Source organism: Rubripirellula lacrimiformis (assembly GCF_007741535.1).
GTDB classification, from domain to species: Bacteria; Planctomycetota; Planctomycetia; order Pirellulales; family Pirellulaceae; genus Rubripirellula; species Rubripirellula lacrimiformis.
The window spans coordinates 676,019-693,528 of sequence record NZ_CP036525.1 but is presented as its reverse complement, the minus strand read 5'-3'; the positions used below and the strand labels follow the sequence as shown (position 1 = coordinate 693,528).

The 17,510-nt window shown below is 56.8% G+C and carries 15 protein-coding genes; 11 read left to right on the top strand and 4 right to left on the bottom strand.

Annotation, left to right across the window (positions count from 1 at the left end):
• Positions 1 to 16 precede the first annotated feature (16 nt).
• Together K227x_RS02480 and K227x_RS02475 are read right to left on the bottom strand one after the other, a co-directional pair.
• Positions 17 to 2,716 carry a bifunctional acetate--CoA ligase family protein/GNAT family N-acetyltransferase gene (locus tag K227x_RS02480; protein WP_145167919.1) on the bottom strand — a complete coding sequence of 900 codons (2,700 nt, stop codon included), beginning with the start codon at positions 2,714 to 2,716 and terminating at the stop codon, positions 17 to 19.
• Between the two features lie 166 nt (positions 2,717 to 2,882).
• The gene (locus tag K227x_RS02475) at positions 2,883 to 3,146 is read right to left on the bottom strand and encodes a hypothetical protein (RefSeq protein WP_145167918.1); all 264 of its coding nucleotides are present in this window, start codon (positions 3,144 to 3,146) and stop codon (positions 2,883 to 2,885) included.
• A gap of 77 nt (positions 3,147 to 3,223) precedes the next feature.
• On the opposite strand from K227x_RS02475, the gene trxC reads away from it, so the two are divergent.
• On the top strand, positions 3,224 to 3,646 hold the full coding sequence (gene trxC, locus K227x_RS02470; protein WP_145167917.1) for a thioredoxin TrxC: 423 nt from the start codon (positions 3,224 to 3,226) through the stop codon (positions 3,644 to 3,646).
• Positions 3,647 to 3,708: 62 nt separating this feature from the next.
• Here the strand turns inward: trxC and K227x_RS02465 are convergent, their stop codons facing one another.
• Positions 3,709 to 4,566, bottom strand: a complete 858-nt coding sequence (locus K227x_RS02465) for a universal stress protein (RefSeq protein ID WP_218933719.1) — start codon at positions 4,564 to 4,566, stop codon at positions 3,709 to 3,711.
• A 72-nt stretch (positions 4,567 to 4,638) separates the two neighbouring features.
• Between K227x_RS02465 and K227x_RS30185 the strand changes: the two genes are divergently transcribed.
• The 5 genes from K227x_RS30185 to ftsH all read left to right on the top strand — a co-directional run bounded on the left by K227x_RS30185 (position 4,639) and on the right by ftsH (position 9,390).
• Positions 4,639 to 4,776, top strand: coding sequence for a hypothetical protein (locus K227x_RS30185; protein ID WP_218933718.1), 138 nt, complete (start codon positions 4,639 to 4,641; stop codon positions 4,774 to 4,776).
• 166 nt (positions 4,777 to 4,942) lie between these two features.
• Positions 4,943 to 6,043, top strand: a complete 1,101-nt coding sequence (locus K227x_RS02460; protein ID WP_218933717.1) for an NAD(P)-dependent alcohol dehydrogenase — start codon at positions 4,943 to 4,945, stop codon at positions 6,041 to 6,043.
• On the top strand, positions 6,036 to 6,857 hold the full coding sequence (gene gpmA, locus K227x_RS02455; RefSeq protein WP_145167915.1) for a 2,3-diphosphoglycerate-dependent phosphoglycerate mutase: 822 nt from the start codon (positions 6,036 to 6,038) through the stop codon (positions 6,855 to 6,857). The genes K227x_RS02460 and gpmA overlap by 8 nt, the downstream gene beginning before the upstream one ends.
• A complete protein-coding gene (locus tag K227x_RS02450) occupies positions 6,854 to 7,303 on the top strand; it encodes a c-type cytochrome (RefSeq protein WP_145167914.1) in 450 nt (149 codons plus the stop codon). The genes gpmA and K227x_RS02450 overlap by 4 nt, the downstream gene beginning before the upstream one ends.
• A 116-nt stretch (positions 7,304 to 7,419) precedes the next feature.
• Positions 7,420 to 9,390, top strand: coding sequence for an ATP-dependent zinc metalloprotease FtsH (gene ftsH / locus K227x_RS02445; protein ID WP_218933716.1), 1,971 nt, complete (start codon positions 7,420 to 7,422; stop codon positions 9,388 to 9,390).
• A gap of 202 nt (positions 9,391 to 9,592) precedes the next feature.
• Here the strand turns inward: ftsH and K227x_RS02440 are convergent, their stop codons facing one another.
• Positions 9,593 to 10,093 carry an MgtC/SapB family protein gene (locus K227x_RS02440; RefSeq protein WP_218933715.1) on the bottom strand — a complete coding sequence of 167 codons (501 nt, stop codon included), beginning with the start codon at positions 10,091 to 10,093 and terminating at the stop codon, positions 9,593 to 9,595.
• A gap of 287 nt (positions 10,094 to 10,380) precedes the next feature.
• On the opposite strand from K227x_RS02440, the gene K227x_RS02435 reads away from it, so the two are divergent.
• From K227x_RS02435 to K227x_RS02415, 5 genes are all read left to right on the top strand, one after another.
• The gene (locus K227x_RS02435) at positions 10,381 to 10,740 is read left to right on the top strand and encodes a SpoIIAA family protein (protein ID WP_145167912.1); all 360 of its coding nucleotides are present in this window, start codon (positions 10,381 to 10,383) and stop codon (positions 10,738 to 10,740) included.
• 3 nt (positions 10,741 to 10,743) lie between these two features.
• Entirely contained in the window at positions 10,744 to 13,293 is a 2,550-nt protein-coding gene (glgP, locus tag K227x_RS02430) for an alpha-glucan family phosphorylase (RefSeq protein ID WP_145167911.1), read from the top strand.
• Positions 13,290 to 14,474 carry an acetate/propionate family kinase gene (locus K227x_RS02425; protein WP_145167910.1) on the top strand — a complete coding sequence of 395 codons (1,185 nt, stop codon included), beginning with the start codon at positions 13,290 to 13,292 and terminating at the stop codon, positions 14,472 to 14,474. Before glgP ends, K227x_RS02425 begins: the two co-directional genes overlap by 4 nt.
• Before the next feature lie 81 nt (positions 14,475 to 14,555).
• Positions 14,556 to 16,934, top strand: a complete 2,379-nt coding sequence (locus K227x_RS02420; protein ID WP_145167909.1) for a phosphoketolase family protein — start codon at positions 14,556 to 14,558, stop codon at positions 16,932 to 16,934.
• On the top strand, positions 16,935 to 17,507 hold the full coding sequence (locus tag K227x_RS02415) for a histidine phosphatase family protein (RefSeq protein ID WP_145167908.1): 573 nt from the start codon (positions 16,935 to 16,937) through the stop codon (positions 17,505 to 17,507). It abuts the gene before it with no gap.
• The last annotated feature ends 3 nt before the right edge of the window (positions 17,508 to 17,510 follow it).

Here is a 17,510-nt window from a genome sequence, read left to right as displayed (position 1 = left end):
CACCGGCAATGCGGGGCTATTTCTTTTGCACTGCGAGTTTCTTGCGAGCCACCACGGCGTCAAAAGCATGGCGACGATCGATTTCAAATCCACGATGATCGAACATTCGGATCATGCGATCGTTTTGCATGGCCATTTCGGCAATCACGGATCGAATCCCCCATTGATGGCAGATTTCTAGGCAGTGGTCCGTCAGAAACGATCCCAGCCCTTTCCCCTGCCAAGGATCACTGACAAGCACCGCATACTCTGCGTCGCGATGGTCGACATCGGCCACCAAACGCCCGACGCCAATCAGTCGTCGCTCACCGTCCACTTGGGTTTCAGCGACGATCGCGATCTCTCGGTCGTAGTCGATGAAGCAGAAACGAGTTGCCATTGCATGCGTCGTTGCCTTGAACATGTACCGAAAACGCAGGTGCAGCGACTCGGACGAACAGCTGGCCACCAGATCGTGCCACATCGGTTCGTCTTCTGGCTTGATCGGGCGTAGCAAAACGGACGTTCCGTCTTTCAGCTTCACGATCTTGGCAAATTCATTCGGATAGGGCCGGATGGCCAGATGCGAGTACGGGCGAACGGGATGAAGAATCGTCTGACGGTCCAGCACGATCCTGGCATCAAGAGCGATGACGTCATCGGGGGTCACCAGCAGCGGATTGACGTCCAGTTCGACGATCTCGGGATAATCCGCCACCAAGTACGACAAACGCATCAGCACCTCGACCAGCCGATCCAGATTGACACCGGGACGGCCGCGATACCCCTGCAACAGTGGCCACGCCTGCAGCGATTCCAGCATGCGTCGGGCAAGACGTTCACTGAGCGGCGGAAGTTCCAACGATAGGTCGCGGAACAGTTCTGCGTTGGTGCCACCGGCCCCCACCATCAAGACCGTCCCGAACACTGGATCGCGTTTGGCACCGATGATCAATTCGCGTCCGTTGGGTGCAACCAACATATGTTGAACGGTAACCCCTTCAAGACGTGCGGTTGGTCGATGCTGCTTTGCTCGGCTCAAGATTCGATTGAACGCTCCGGCAACCGCATCGGAATTTGCCAAATTCAACTCAACACCGCCAACGTCCGTTTTGTGTGTGATATCGGGCGAGAAGATTTTCAGCGCAACGGGATAGCCAACGGCGGTGGCACACTGAACCGCATCCTCGGCTGACCGAGCCACCGAGGTCTTCGTCACGGGGATCTCGTACGCTTCTAGAAGCGTCTTGGATGCTGACTCGCTAAGAACGTCCTGCCCTTCATTGAAAACGGTATCGAACACATCGCGTAGCTTTTTCCGATCCAGCGAAAACTCGATGGGAACCTCTCGCGGCGTTTCATACAGCGTTTCGCGGTTCCGCGCATACGACACAAGATGCATGAACGCGCGGATGGCTTTCTCCGGCGACGAATAGGTCGGAATCCCCGCATCATTCAGAAGTTCAATCCCTTGGCGAACTTTCCCGCCCCCCATCCACGCCGCGATCAGTGGTTTGTGAGACCGTTTCGCGACTTCGATGACAGCGTTGGCCGCACCCGTTGGGTCTGTCATTGCCTGAGGTGAAAGAACCACCAACACGCCATCGACGCCCTCGTCGGCCAACACAATCTCCGCCGCCGCCGAGAAACGTTCGGGCGGGGCATCGCCGATCACATCCACGGGATTGCCGTGCGACCAGGACGCGGGAAGTTTCTCGTTCAGCTTGGCAATCGTCGTTTCGGAAAGATCCGCCAAAACGCCGTGCCGATCCAACAGGGCATCGGTTGCCATCACACCGGGGCCGCCCGCGTTGGTGATGATTGCCAAACGAGGGCCGGATGGAGTTTTTTGGCGAGCAAGCAGTTCGGCACAATCGAACAAGTCGTCGACGTCGAACACGCGCACGATGCCGGCGCGTGCCATCGCTGCTTCATAAACGCTATCGACGCCCGCCATCGCACCGGTGTGGGACGCGGCCGCCTTGGCCGACTGGGCGAACCGGCCTGCCTTGTACGCGATGATCGGCTTTTCACGTGCAAACGCGCGAGCCGCCGACATGAACTCCCTGCCCTTGCTAATCGATTCCATGTACAAAATGATCGATTCGGTATAGCCATCGGTCGCAAAGTAGTCGATCAGATCGGCGATCCCCACATCCAGCATGTTGCCGACGGAGACGAAGTTCGAAAAGCCAACATTTTCTTGAATCGCCCAATCAAGAACGGCCGTGCACAGTGCCCCCGACTGAGAGATGAACGCGACACGTCCTTTTTGAGGCGAATCGCTCGCGAAGCTTGCGTTGAGCGACTGATGCGGAGCCATGATGCCGAGACAGTTTGGGCCGACGATCCGCATGCCGTCAAAATGCTTCGCAGCGGCTAGAATTTCAGCTTCTAGTTTCGCACCCTCTTCGGATGCTTCCCGAAAACCGGCCGACAAAATCACAACGCCGCGAATGCCCGCTTCGCCGCACTGGCGAACGATATCCGGCACCGTCACCGCCGGAGTACAGACGACGGCCAAGTCCACTGGGTCGGGTATTTCGCCGACCGCACCAAAACATGCCACGCCGCCAATTTCTTGGTACTTTGAATTCACCGCGTACACCGAGCCGGTGAATCCGCCATCGACCAAATTCAACAGAACCGTGTTTCCAACGCTGGCCGGACGCTTGCTCGCCCCGATAACCGCAACGCTGTGGGGGGCAAAAATCTTGTCTAAATTCCGAATCGGCATGTCTCGAGACTCTCTAGGCCACACAATTAGTAGATGCAAAATATCCGACGTTCAAATTCCATTCATGCGTCGGCGTCCGTCAGCAACTTTCCGAGCGACCCTTCACTTGGGTTGCATTTGCTATGCCAACGCGTGATGCACGGCGACAGATGGCAAGTAAAGAAAATCATACGAGTCGTCCAATCGTGACACTGCGTCCAAAGATGGCGTCGACCATGCGGAAGACCAGCTTGATCGGTCTTTCGCTGATGACATGGACGATCCGGTTGGTTCTCCAACGCGATCCCTCGGCTGCTTTGCATGCCGCCCATCGCTGACCAAGGTGTGCAGTATCGCACAACACGACCGCGTTCGCACATCCAAACCGCTGTGCCTGCTGCCCTTCTGATCCGCCGATCGATTCCCAAACTAAGAATGTCGAACTTGGCACTCCGGTTGCTTTCGGTTGCTATTCAGCATCAACTTAGAATCAACAACATTGGCGAAAGCAAAAAAGGAATCCGAATCATGAATCTAGTCTGTTCTGCATGTTCGGCCGTGAATCGAGTGCCGGATTCGAAGTTGCACGACAAGCCTGTCTGCGGAAAGTGCAAACAGGCCCTGTTGCCGACGCGTCCAATTGATTTGACCGAGACAAGTTTCGCCAAATTCATCGCCAGAACCGATGTGCCCGTTCTTGTGGACTTCTGGGCACCTTGGTGCGGCCCTTGCCGAATGATGGCACCCGCATTCGCAGACGCAGCGGCGCAGTTGTCGCCGCGGATCATCTTGGCAAAGTTGGACACCGAAGCGGCGCCCGTGGCAGCATCGCAGTTCGCAATTACAGGAATCCCGACCATGATCCTGTTCCAACAGGGAACGGAAGTTTCAAGACAGTCCGGTGCCCTCAACGCTCAGCAAATTGTCCAGTTCGCCAACACCGCCAAGTAGGCATTCAGCCTGCCTCCATTCCGGCTGTGGGGGAGGCATCCCAGGGAAGGCATTGCCGCCGCTTAGTGAAACAGGAAGACGGGAACCTGCGATTCCTGAATCAGCGTTTTTGTGACGGATCCAAGGATGAACTCGCGAAGCCTCCCATGGCCGCATGCCCCAGCGACGATCATGCCGGCATCCAGCTTGGCGGCGTGATCCAGCAAGATTTTGTCGGCTTTCCCAGCGGACACGACGGCATGCAGTGCGCAGTCGTACCCGTGCAGATCCAGAAAATCGACGGCTGGTTTTGCAACCGATTCCGCCAATTCCGCATCGCTGCCAACATTCACAACATGAACCTTTTGGCTGATGCCAAGTCCCGATGCGACAAATGCGAACAAGGCGTTGCCGGCTGCACGGCTGCCATCAAAGGCGACCAGCACATTCTGCTGACGCGGCAGCGATAACGGGACCGTCACGACGGGTCGCGACGCGTGACGCAGCACATTGCCAACGATCGTGTCGGGACGCCATTCCGAATAGAAATGCGTTTCACGCCCTAGCACGATCAAGTCACAACGCTGGGCCTCGATCACAATTTGCTGAGCCGCATCACCGGCCTTTCGGCAGCGAATGCCGTTGACTCCTGCTTCGCCACAGCGTTGTTCAAAGACGTCCAGGCTCTGTTTGGCCCGCTGGATCATGCGTTGAATTTCTTCCTTGCGTTCGGCCTCCGCCTTCTCGTCGATCACCCCGTAGTCACCAAATTGCGTGGCGTCTTCGTCAACGATATCGATTCCAACCAATCGGCTGCCATGTTGTTTGGCCAGTTGCACGGCCAGGTCGATGGCAACATGGCCATGGACGCTGCCATCGACGCCAACCAGCACGCCACGCAGTGGTGAAACCTGGGTGGTCGACTGAGAAGTATTGCTCATCGCTCGGCTTACCTTCAACAATGTTTGTGCGGAAACAGCCATTCCCTTTGTCAAAACCGAAGAGAACCTTCGATGCCATGGGGACCGAACGTCTTCAAACGAGTGGCACTGAACAAAGAGATGACTTCATCGGGAGCGGCTTACGCATGTCACGTGCCAAAGTCGGTTGTCGACCAGCGTGCGGCGTCCCCACACCTGATGTCTTGCTGACTTCCCAACGTCTATCGATGAATCCCGTTTGCACATTCGCGCGATAGTGGACACCGCGATGTGCCACCGAGCGATAGCGACACAACTGCAGCGTAGAAAGGGGTTGCCATCGCCCCGACATTCCGCTGGCACGGTGTTTGCGTTTACGCAGTCTGCCAGATTCAAAATGTTACCCACACCTAGTTTTGCGGAGACGGCGATGGCCAAGATGATGAAAGCCTTTGTGATGGAAGGAATCGGGAAAGTCGGGTTCACAGACAAGCCCATTCCTGAACCCGGCCCGAACGACGCCATCGTCAAGACCACTCGCGCGTTGGTTTGCACATCCGACGTCCACACGTTGAAGGGCGCGATCGGAGACCGAACCAACCTGACTCTCGGCCATGAAGCGGTGGGTGTGGTCGCCAAATTGGGCAGCGAGGTACGCGGGTTCCAGGAGGGGGACCGGGTGGCCGTCAACGCGATCACGCCATGCTTTCACTGCCAAAACTGCCAACGCGGATACACGTCGCAGTGCGAAGACATGTTGGGTGGATGGAAGTTCGCCAACACCAAGGACGGTAACTTTGCCGAATACTTCCACGTCAACGATGCCAGTGCGAACCTGACTCCTATACCTCATTCGATCAGCGACGACACCGCGGTCTATGCCTGCGACATGATGTCGACCGGGTTCATGGGGGCCGAGCACGCGAACATCCCGCTGGGCGGCACGGTCGTCATCTTCGCGCAGGGACCCGTCGGTTTGATGGCCACGGTGGGTGCTCGACTACTAGGTGCCGGATTGGTGATCGGAGTCGATGGTGTCGCCAAACGCTTGGAAATGTCGCGTCATTTCGGTGCGGACGTGACGCTGGACTACACCCAAGTCGATCCGCTGGAAGAGATCCGCAAGCTGACCGGCGGCGTCGGCGTTGATTCAGCGATCGAATGCCTCGGCGGGCAAACAACCTTCGAGGCGTGCGTCAAAGCGACTCGCCCAGGCGGAACGATCTCCGTTGCCGGCTACTTTGGCCACGGTGACAGCGTCGACATCCCGCGAGTCGAGTGGGGCGTCGGGATGAGCGACAAGGTGATCCGAACGGGACTGTGCCCCGGCGGAAACGTCCGCATGTCTCGGTTGCTAGGTTTGATCGAGCGTGGACGAGTCGATCCGTCACCGCTGACGACTCATAAGTTCGCCTTTGATGATGTCGACAAGGCGTTGCATCTGATGGAAACCAAAGAAGACGGAGTGTTAAAACCATTGATCGTGTTCAATGAATAATCCATCGCAAAAGACGCTGGTGCTGCTTCGGCATGGCCAGAGCGTCTGGAACCTACAGAATCGATTCACCGGGTGGACCGACGTTGGATTGTCGGACCAGGGACACGCCGAAGCGATCCAGTCGGGGCGCCGACTGGCAACCGAAGGAATCCAATTCGACATCGCGTTCACATCGGTGCTAAAGCGAGCCATCAAGACGCTTTGGTTGGCGTTAGAAGAAATGGATCAAATGTGGATCCCCGTGCAGCGTAGCTGGCGTCTCAACGAACGACACTACGGATCGCTGCAGGGTGAATTCAAGCACGAGATGGCGGAACGAGTTGGCGAAGAACAGGTTCAACGGTGGCGCCGAAGTTTCGACGTTCGGCCACCATTGTTAACCGTCGGTGACAAGAGATTCCCAGGGTGTGACCCACGTTATGCCAAGTTGCGGAGCGATCAACTGCCGTTGGGCGAAAGTCTGAAGGACACAATCGAAAGGACGCTGCCGTACTGGCACCGGTCGATTGTCCCAGCATTTGATGCCGCCAATCGCGTTTTGATCGTTGCTCATGGAAACACACTACGAGCACTCGTCAAATATCTCGATAACGTTTCGGATGACGAGATTGTCCATCTGGATATCCCGACCGGCGTACCCATCGTTATCCCGGTCAACGATGCGATCCAACCCGCCACGTCTATCCGTGAATCGATCCCTTCGCAACTTTCGAAACACGGCGTTGTTCCGCCCCCCGTGCTGTCCAACGATACGGTCAAAGGTAGCGATTTACGTTTTGTTCCCTCACCATCCCAGCAAGAGGCCCACCCATGAAAGTTCTCATCATCCCCATCGCGTTGCTGATGTTGGCCGCATGCGGTTGCGCGCCCGATCCGAAATCCGGCAGAGGATTCAGTTTGCCCGAAGGTGACCCCGTACGCGGTCAGCAGCTGTTCAGCGAACTGCAATGCGCCGCCTGTCACACCGTCGATGGTGTCGAGTTCGATCAGCCCCAGAATCCCGACCAAACGATCGTTGCCCTGGGTGGTAAAAAGTTCGTGGTCGTCACCTACGGCGAATTAGTCACATCCATCATCAACCCGTCGCACCGATTCGCGGTGCATTACACGGACGATGAAATCAAGGACGGCGACAAGTCCAAAATGCGAACCTACAACGACGAACTGACCATCACGCAGCTCTCGGACCTCGTGACCTTCTTGGAATCGCATTACAAAGTCACCCCGTACGAGCCAACCCAGTATTACCCGTACTACTAAACAGGTAGGCAGGAACGATCGGCAACATGGACAAAAACGCAGACTCCCCCTCAGACCCTACGACACACAATCAGGGGCCGAACTCGAAACCCGATCTATCGAACGATTGGCGTTCGATGATCTGGTTCGCGATGATGGCGCTGATGACGGTTTGGCTTTGGCAAGACTTTTCGCGAGCGTTGAACATCCACACGATTCCATATAGCCAATTCAAATCGTACGTCGCCAGCGATGTGATCGAAGAATGCCAGATCGGGGAAACCGAGATTCTGGGGTCGGCTGACGTCCCCGATGCGGAAGCGGTGGAACCAGTCGAGGCGAAAGTCCCCGACGATCAAAATGCCGGTTCGAACGAAGGCGATAAGAAGCCTGCCGAAACAAAGCCGGACACCGATTCTAAGGCGGCCGCATCATCCGACACGGCCCCCGCAAAGTCCACGGAGGTTGCCTCCGATAAGCAGAAAGCGGACGCCAAAGACCTTCTCCATTTCCGAACGGTCCGCGTGGAAGACCCGACGTTGGTCGATGAACTGACCGCGGCGAATGTAACGTACACCGGAGTACGGCCCAGCTTTCTGTCCAACTTCCTGATCTCTTGGGTGCTTCCCATTGCTCTGGTGTTCGTGTTGTGGACTTTTCTTTCGCGACGCGTGGCCTCGGTCGGCCAAGGCGTGATGGGATTTGGCAAAAGCCAAGCGAAGCTGGCGGTGAACAGCGATACCGGTGTGACGTTCGATGACGTTGCCGGATGCGACGAAGCAAAGTACGAACTGCAGGAGGTCGTCGATTTCCTGCAACATGCCGACAAGTACACGGCGTTGGGAGCCAAAATCCCTAAAGGTGTTCTATTGGTGGGGCCGCCGGGAACCGGCAAAACGTTGATGGCCCGAGCGGTCGCCGGGGAAGCCAAGGTGCCGTTCTATTCGCTTAGCGGCAGCGAGTTTGTCGAGATGTTTGTCGGCGTCGGTGCATCGCGTGTTCGCGACCTGTTTCGTCAAGCGACGCAAAATGCACCGTGCATCATCTTTTTGGATGAACTCGACGCGATCGGCCGCCAACGAGGTGTGCATGTCGGGAACGTCAACGACGAACGCGAGCAAACATTGAATCAATTGCTGGTCGAGATGGACGGATTCCAAGCCAATGTCGGCGTCATCCTGTTGGCCGCAACGAACCGCCCCGACGTTCTGGACAAAGCCTTGCTGCGGCCTGGTCGATTTGACCGCCAAGTCGTCATGGACGCTCCCGACCTTGTCGGACGCAAAGCAATCTTGACCGTTCACGCTCGCAACAAGCCACTTTCCGACGACGTTGACTTGGAACGCATCGCTCGCGAAACACCGGGATTTTCGGGGGCCGATCTGGCGAACGTGATGAACGAGGGGGCACTGCTGAGTGCGCGGCACCTGTCGTCCACGATTTCGCAACAGGATCTGGAGGAAGCGGTCGAGAAGGTCGTCGCCGGGCCAGAACGTAAAAGTCGACGTTTAGGCGCCGAGGAGAAAGAGCGTGTCGCGTATCACGAAACGGGGCATGCGTTGGTCGGCACCTACAGCCAGCACGCCGATCCCGTGCACAAAATCAGCATCGTCCCGCGAGGCAAGGCGGCGTTGGGATACACGTTGCAACTGCCAACCGATGAAAAGTTCATGATGACCCGGGCAGAGCTGCTGGACCGATTGAAGGGATTGCTGGGCGGCCGGGCCGCCGAAGAAGTTCAGTTTGGCGAAATCAGCACCGGTGCGGAAAACGACCTGGAACGTGCAACAGCGATGGCTCGGCAAATGGTCTGCATGTACGGAATGAGTGATGCCGTTGGGCTGACCCATTGCGGGCGCCGCGAGAACGTCTTTTTGGGCGATTCGTCCTTGAATGCCGGCGGTCTTGATTGCAGCGACAACACGGCCGATCACATTGACGCTGAGGTAAAACAGTTGCTCGCCGACGCCTACAAGGATGCGAAACGCATTTTGGATGACCACCGCGAACAACTCGACCGCGTCGCGCAGGAATTGCTACGCACCGAGACGTTGGATGCGTCTCAGTTCCATGCCTTGTTGCAAGACGAAATCGTCTCGGCATCATGATCAACTACGATTGATCGAGGCCCCCGCCTGAACGGATCACGGAACTGCAACCCAGTCCCGCAGGACTCACTTGGGCCAAAGCCGCATTGGCTCGTTCACGATACGGCGAAATCAGTGTGTCGCGAAATCAGTGTGCAGCGAAATCAGTATGCAGCGAAATCAGCGTGCAGCCGAATCGCATGCCGGTACGTGGCGAGTAGCCTTAGTCGTCCGTGAAACTTTGGTCGTCCCTGCTAGACGACTTCGGCGTGCCACCGTGCGGCGACTTTGGGGTCTTTTTCTTCGGCTTCGCAAAGAGACCTTCGACCGGGCGCAGCCCCGTTAAAATGAAGAGCCCCATCACGGCGCTGGTCACGGCCAACGGATATTGGGCAAGGCCACAGGTCGTACCGATTGCCGCGGACAGCCAGACGGAGCTTGCGGACGTCAATCCATGCACCTTGTGCTCTTGTCCGGTCTTCAGAATCGCCCCGCCACCGATGAACCCGACACCAGCAGCGATTCCCTGCACCACGCGGGTCAAGTCAAACTCGGCCCCGGTCGTCGACTCTCGGCAGCTCAAGATGAACAGCGCCGCCCCCAAGGACACCAACATGTGCGTACGCAAGCCAGCAAAGTGACCGCTGATTTGTCGTTCGATTCCGATGACGCCCCCCAACAGCATGGCTGCAGCGGTGGGTGTAAATATTTCGGCGTAGTTCATGGAGTTGACTTTGGCGGTGAAGGCTCGCTGGGACAGCGATAATCTATACAAATGGCAGGCCAAACGCTCGACTGAGCACATACGGGCGCAGGAGGTGTGCGTCTACGGCCCCAATGGGACGCCATCGATGTGGTTCGCGCGATACCGGGCAGAGAACGGTCCCCAATGCCCCGTTCAACGGTCCGGGCTCCGCCGTTTGTTCTTTGGCACTTCAGTTGCGATACAACGATTCAGCGTTCGCTTCGGACGCTGAATCGTTGTATCCATTCCGAACCTAAGGTGATGTCATGTCGGTTGAACTGAGTGAAGTCCAAGATGGAAACCTGTTGGAGATTCGCGTCTCTGGGAAACTGGACCGTGCTGCCTACGCCCTCTTTACGCCATCGGTCGAACGGCAGATCGAAGCCTATGGCAAAGTGAGGATCCTGTTTCAGATGCACGATTTCCATGGCTGGGAAGCCGCCGCCCTGTGGGAAGACGTCAAGTTTGACGCCAAGCACTTCAATGACATTGAACGGCTAGCGATCGTGGGCGAAAAGAAGTGGGAACACGGCATGGCGATCTTTTGCAAACCGTTCACGACAGGTTCCGTTCGCTATTTTGACGTCAGCGAAATCGACGAAGCTCGCAAATGGTTGGCAGAATAAGGAATGTCTGGAAACCCACGAAATGTGAACCCGGTCTACGACCTGCTTCCTGTCAAAATTGACGGGTTCGAAGCATTGGCCGAATTGGCTTTGGATCTACGGTCATCCTGGAACCATGCGACCGACGAAATTTGGCGTCGGCTAGATGCAGAGCTTTGGGAGATCACGCACAATCCGTGGGTGGTTCTGCAAACCGTTTCACGAAAGCAGATCGAACACGTGCTGGCGGACGTCGACTTTCGTGCGAAGGTCGATCAGTTGCGAAACGTTCGCAAGCAAACGGCCGAGCAACCGGCTTGGTTCCAACAAACGCACGCCGATTCACCACTGAAGTGTGCCGCCTACTTCAGCATGGAATTCATGCTTAGCGAGGCGTTGCCCATCTACTCGGGCGGTCTGGGCAACGTCGCCGGCGACCAATTGAAGGCGGCCAGTGATCTGGGCGTGCCGGTGGTAGCCGTGGGACTGCTGTATCAGCAAGGCTATTTCCGCCAATCCATCGACGACGCCGGGCAACAGCATGCCCTGTACCCCTACAACGACCCCGGCCAGCTACCGATCCGGCCGCTGCGTGATGCCGAGGGGGAATGGTTGCGTCTGAAGGTGGACCTTCCTGGGTACTCGGTTTGGCTGCGTGCTTGGCAGGTTCAAGTGGGTCGTGTGAAGCTGTATTTGCTTGACAGTAACGACGCAGCCAACTTTCCGGCCCATCGCGGCATCACCAGCGAATTGTATGGCGGTGGCGCCGAACTGCGTTTGCAGCAGGAACTGGTTCTAGGCATCGGCGGATGGCGGCTGCTAACGGAACTGGGAATCGATCCCGAGGTTTGCCATCTGAACGAAGGGCACGCCGCCTTTGCCGTGCTGGAACGCGCCCGCGGTTTCATGGAAACCACAGGTCAACCGTTCGATGTCGCGTTGGCGGTGACGCGAGCCGGCAACCTGTTCACCACCCATACCGCAGTCTCGGCTGGATTTGATCGTTTTGCACCGAACTTGATCGAACAGTACCTGGGGCGCTATGCGCAGGCCAAGCTGGGCATTTCGATCGATGACTTGTTAGCACTGGGGCGACAGAACCCGACCGACGCATCCGAATCCTTCAACATGGCCTATTTGGCAATCCGAGGCAGCGGCAGCGTGAACGGGGTCAGTCGTTTGCACGGCGAAGTCAGTCGCCGCATCTTCACCCCACTGTTCCCTCATTGGCCCGAAGATGAAGTGCCGGTGGGGCACGTCACCAACGGCGTTCACATGCCCAGCTGGGACTCGGCAACGGCCGACAAAGTCTGGACGCAATCCTGTGGCAAAGACCGTTGGCTTGGCACCGGTGAAACATTGGCGTGTGACATTGGCGGAGTGTCGGACGAAACATTGTGGCAATTTCGCATCGACTCGACTCACTCGCTGATCAACTATGCCCGTCAACGACTATCACGGCAATTGGCGGCATCGGGTTCATCTGCGGAAGACGTCGAAGCAGCCAAGCATCTGTTTGACCCCAACACGCTGACGCTTGGTTTCGCGCGCCGTTTCGCAACCTACAAACGCCCCAATCTATTGCTGCACGACCCGGATCGGCTGTTACGTTTGCTAACCAATCCCGAATGCCCCGTGCAACTGATCATCGCGGGAAAGGCGCATCCAGCCGACAACGCCGGACAGGATCTGATTCGCCAGTGGATCGATTTCATCCGACATCCGATCGCGCGACAGCACGTGATTTTCCTAAGCGACTATGACATGTTGTTGACCGAACATCTTGTCCAAGGTTCGGACGTTTGGGTCAACACGCCTCGACGGCCTTGGGAAGCCAGCGGGACCAGCGGCATGAAGGTGCTGGTCAACGGCGGAATCAACCTTTCCGAATTGGACGGTTGGTGGGCGGAGGCGTACACGCCGGACGTTGGCTGGGCGATCGGCGACGGAAAAGAACACGGCGACGATCCGGCTTGGAATGCCGTCGAAGCGGAACAACTGTACGACATTCTTGAAAACGAGGTCGTCCCCGAGTTCTATCAACGCAACGACCAAGGCATCCCGAACCGATGGCTTGCCCGCATGCGAAATAGCATGTCCCAGTTGACGCCCCAATTCTCTGCCGTTCGGACCGTTCGCCAGTACACCGAACAACACTACCTACCGGCTGCCAAGAACCTGCGTGATCGAACTTTGCTGGGTGGAACCGTGGGTACCAACATTGTCCACTGGGAACGATCCGTGCGTGAGAAATGGGCTTCGTTAAAATTCGGAGACGTGCGCATTGAAACGACCCCGGAACAGCATGTCTTCGACGTGGACCTTTATCTAGATGGTCTAGACCCCAGCTTTGTGCGAGTGGAACTGTACGCAGATTCGAAAGACGAATCGCCGATCGTTCGTCAAGAAATGACTCGAAACGAATCCACCGACAATGCGGATTCGCATTGGGCGACCTACCGGACAACGGTACCGGCTGCCCGTCCTGCGACCGAGTTCACGCCACGTCTGGTGCCGCAACACGCCGGCGTCAACGTACCGCTAGAACTGGACCTGATCCGGTGGCAACGATGAGCAACCGAAGGATTTTGACCATCAACGGCGGTTCGTCCAGCATCAAGTTCGCCGTGTACCATTTCGGGCATTCGCTACAACGCGGTCTGACGGGAAAGATCGATCGCATCGGTTTCGCATCGACGCAATTCACCTTCAACGACGATGTGAATGAAACGAAAACCGTCGATTGCACGGCCTCGGACCACGTTGCCGCCGTCGAGTTTCTGGCCGATTGGCTGGACTCCCGAAAGATCCTGGCCGACTTGACCGCGATTGGACATCGCATCGTTCACGGCATGCATCTGACGCAGCCCCAGATCGTGACGCCCGCGTTGATCGAAGAATTGCATCAGGTCTGCCCCTACGCGCCCGATCACCTGCCGGGCGAATTGGCAATTTTAAAGGCCTTTGGGCAACGTGTCCCGAACGTCCCACAAGTGGTTTGCTTTGACACGGCATTCCATCGCACCATGCCTCGGGTGGCCACCCAGTTGCCGATCCCACGTCGATATGAAGCCAAGGGTGTCCAACGCTATGGGTTTCATGGTTTGTCGTATTCCTACCTGATGCAGGAACTGCGCCGACTTGGCGATCCATCGGCAACCAGCGGTCGTGTGATCCTGGCGCATCTTGGCAACGGTGCCAGCATGGCAGCGGTTCGCGATGGCAAATGCATCGATACCAGCATGGCGTTCACACCGCTGGCCGGATTGCCAATGGGAACTCGGTCCGGCGACCTTGATCCCGGTGTGTTTCGCTACCTGATCCAGCACGAAGGCATGACTCCCGACCAGTTCCATCAGATGGCCAACGAAGAATCAGGTTTGCTAGGGCTATCGGAAACAAGTTCTGACATGCGTGACCTATTGGCGATCGAATCCACCGACATCCGAGCCGCCGAAGCGATTGAATTGTTCTGTTACCAAGCCAAGAAGCTGATTGGATCCTACGCGGCGGCCATGGGCGGAATCGACACACTCGTTTTTGCTGGCGGAGTTGGCGAAAACGCTGCCCAGATCCGAGACCGCATTTGTAAGTCGTTGCAATTTCTCGGCATCGAGTTGAACGAGAAACGGAACGCTGAAAACGCACCCGTGATCTCTCCGATGGTTTCGCGAGTGGGTGTTCGAGTCATTCCCACCGACGAAGAAATCATCATTGCCCGTTCAGTCGCCCAACTAACCGAAAGCCAGCACTGAAAAAAGGTGCCGCCCGATTGGTCCCCCGATCGCCCCCACCCGAACCACAACGAACCATCACACCACCCGAGGATTCGATCGATGAACATGCTGAAAGCAAAACAAACGCTGACGCCCGAGATGCTGCACAAGATCGACGCCTACTGGCGAGCCGCTAACTACTTGTCCGTTGGACAGATCTACCTTTACGACAACCCGCTGCTAAAGCGACCGCTGGAACTTTCTGACATCAAGCAGATGTTGCTCGGACACTGGGGGACGACCCCGGGCCAAAATTTCATCTACGCGCACCTCAACCGCGTGATCAAACAGTTTGACCTGGACATGATCTATGTGTCCGGCCCCGGTCACGGCGGACCAACAGTGGTCGCGAACACTTATCTAGAAGGAACCTATAGCGAGATCTATCCCGAAATCAGCCAAGACGAAGACGGCCTGCGGAAACTGTTCATTCAGTTCTCGTTTCCCGGCGGGATCCCCAGTCACGCATCCCCAGAATGTCCCGGATCGATCCACGAGGGCGGCGAGCTCGGCTATTCGCTCAGCCACTCTTTCGGCGCCGTCTTCGACAACCCCGATCTGATCGTTGCCTGCGTTGTCGGCGATGGCGAAGCCGAAACAGGTCCGCTGGCGACCGCGTGGCATTCCAACAAGTTCCTGAATCCCGCCAACGATGGTGCGGTGCTGCCGATTCTGCATCTGAACGGGTACAAGATCGCCAACCCAACCGTATTGGCACGCATTGAACACGAAGAACTCGATCAACTGTTCCGTGGTTATGGGTGGACACCGTATTTTGTCGAAGGTGACGATCCCGAGTTGATGCACGAAGCGATGGCAGAGGCGTTGGACGTGTGCATCCAGCAGATTCAATCCATCCAGCATGACGCGCGAGAAAACGGAAACCTCAAGCGTCCGCGTTGGCCAATGATCGTCCTAAAGTCACCCAAGGGTTGGACCGGCCCCAAAGTCGTCGACGGGGTGCCGATCGAAGGCACATTCCATGCACACCAGGTTCCGATATCGAATCCTGCGGCGCATCCCGGACACCTACAGCTGCTTGAGGATTGGCTGCGAAGCTATCGCCCCGAAGAATTGTTTGACGACGGCGGTCGGCTGAAACCGGAACTGGCCGAATTGGCTCCCACAGGCAACCGACGAATGGGCGCCAACCCACACGCCAACGGCGGCATGCTGCTGCGGGACTTGAAGATGCCCAACTATCGCGATTACGCAGTCGACATTCCCACACCAGGCGTGCAAGGCATTGGCGACACCCACGTATTGGGACGATTCATTCGGGATGTGATTCAGATGAATTCCGATCAACAGAACTTCCGCGTCTTTGGGCCTGACGAAACCGCATCCAACGGTCTTGAAGCCGTCTTTGATGTCACTTCGCGACAATGGGATGCCAGGACCGCCCCGAACGACGAATTCCTTGCCCCGGCTGGACGGGTCATGGAAATGCTTAGCGAGCATCAATGTGAGGGTTGGCTGGAAGGCTATCTTCTGACCGGTCGGCACGGATTGTTCAACTGCTACGAAGCGTTCATCCACATCGTCGATTCGATGTTCAATCAACACGCCAAGTGGTTGAAAGTGACCAACGGCCTGCCCTGGCGTCACAAGATCGCGTCCTTGAACTACCTGTTGGCGTCCCACGTGTGGCGACAAGACCATAACGGATTCACGCACCAAGACCCCGGCTTCATTGACCACGTCGTCAACAAGAAAGCGTCGGTGGTCCGCGTGTACCTTCCGCCGGATGCGAACTGCTTGTTGTCCGTGATGGACCACTGTCTACGCAGCCGGCACTACGTCAACGCGGTGATCGCAGGAAAGCATCCCGCACCACAGTGGTTGACGATGGAAGCCGCCGAAAAACACTGCGCCGCTGGCATTGGCATTTGGGACTGGGCCAGCAATGACGATGGCGGCGAACCCGATGTCGTCATGGCCTGCTGTGGCGATGTACCGACCTTGGAAACGTTGGCCGCGGTGTCGATCATGCGAGAACACTTGCCGGAACTAAAGATCCGCGTCGTCAATGTGGTCGACTTGATGAAACTGCAACCTGATACCGAGCACCCGCACGGGCTAAGCGATGACGATTTCGACGAATTGTTCACGAAAGACAAACAGGTCATTTTTGCCTTTCACGCTTACCCGTGGTTGATTCATCGTTTGACCTATCGCCGCACCAATCACGAGAACATCCACGTCCGCGGCTACAAAGAAGAAGGCACGATCACAACGCCGTTCGACATGACCGTGCTGAACGATTTGGATCGATTTCACTTGGTGATGGATACGATCGACCGGCTGCCCAAAACAGGCAAGCGAGGACAAACCGTCAAACAACAAATGGCCGACAAACTTGTCGAACACCGCAAATACATCTGTAAGAACGGGCTCGACATGCCGGAAGTTCGAAACTGGAAATGGAGCGTTTCTTAGATGGCACTCCGAATATTCCTGATGCGGCACGGCGAAACCGAGTGGTCGACCTCCGGCCAACACACCGGCCGTGTGGACATTCCGCTGACGGAAAACGGCGAACGTGAGGCACGTCGGCTCGGGGATCGTCTTGCCCAAACCAAGTTCGATCATGTGCTGGTCAGCCCCCTGCAGCGGGCTCGCCACACGTGTGAACTTGCCGGCTGTGGTGAACGTGCCGAAATCGAACCTGATCTGATCGAGTGGGATAACGGCGACTATGCCGGACAAACGCACGCCGAAGTTTTCAAGCAGCGGCCCGGATGGAATCTGTTTCGCGATGGCTGCCCCCATGGAGAATCGCCTGCCGAAATCTCCGCACGATGCGATCGATTGATCGGGCGACTTGTCACGCTGGATGGCAATGTTGCGTTGTTTTCACACAGCCATTTCGGCCGCGTGCTGGGTGTTCGCTGGATCGGTTTGCCCGTCCAGATGGGCCATCACTTTATTTTGAACACCGCATCGCGAAGTGTGCTGTGTTACCAACACGATCGGATCGACGATCCCGTGATCGAGTCGTGGAACGGATGATGC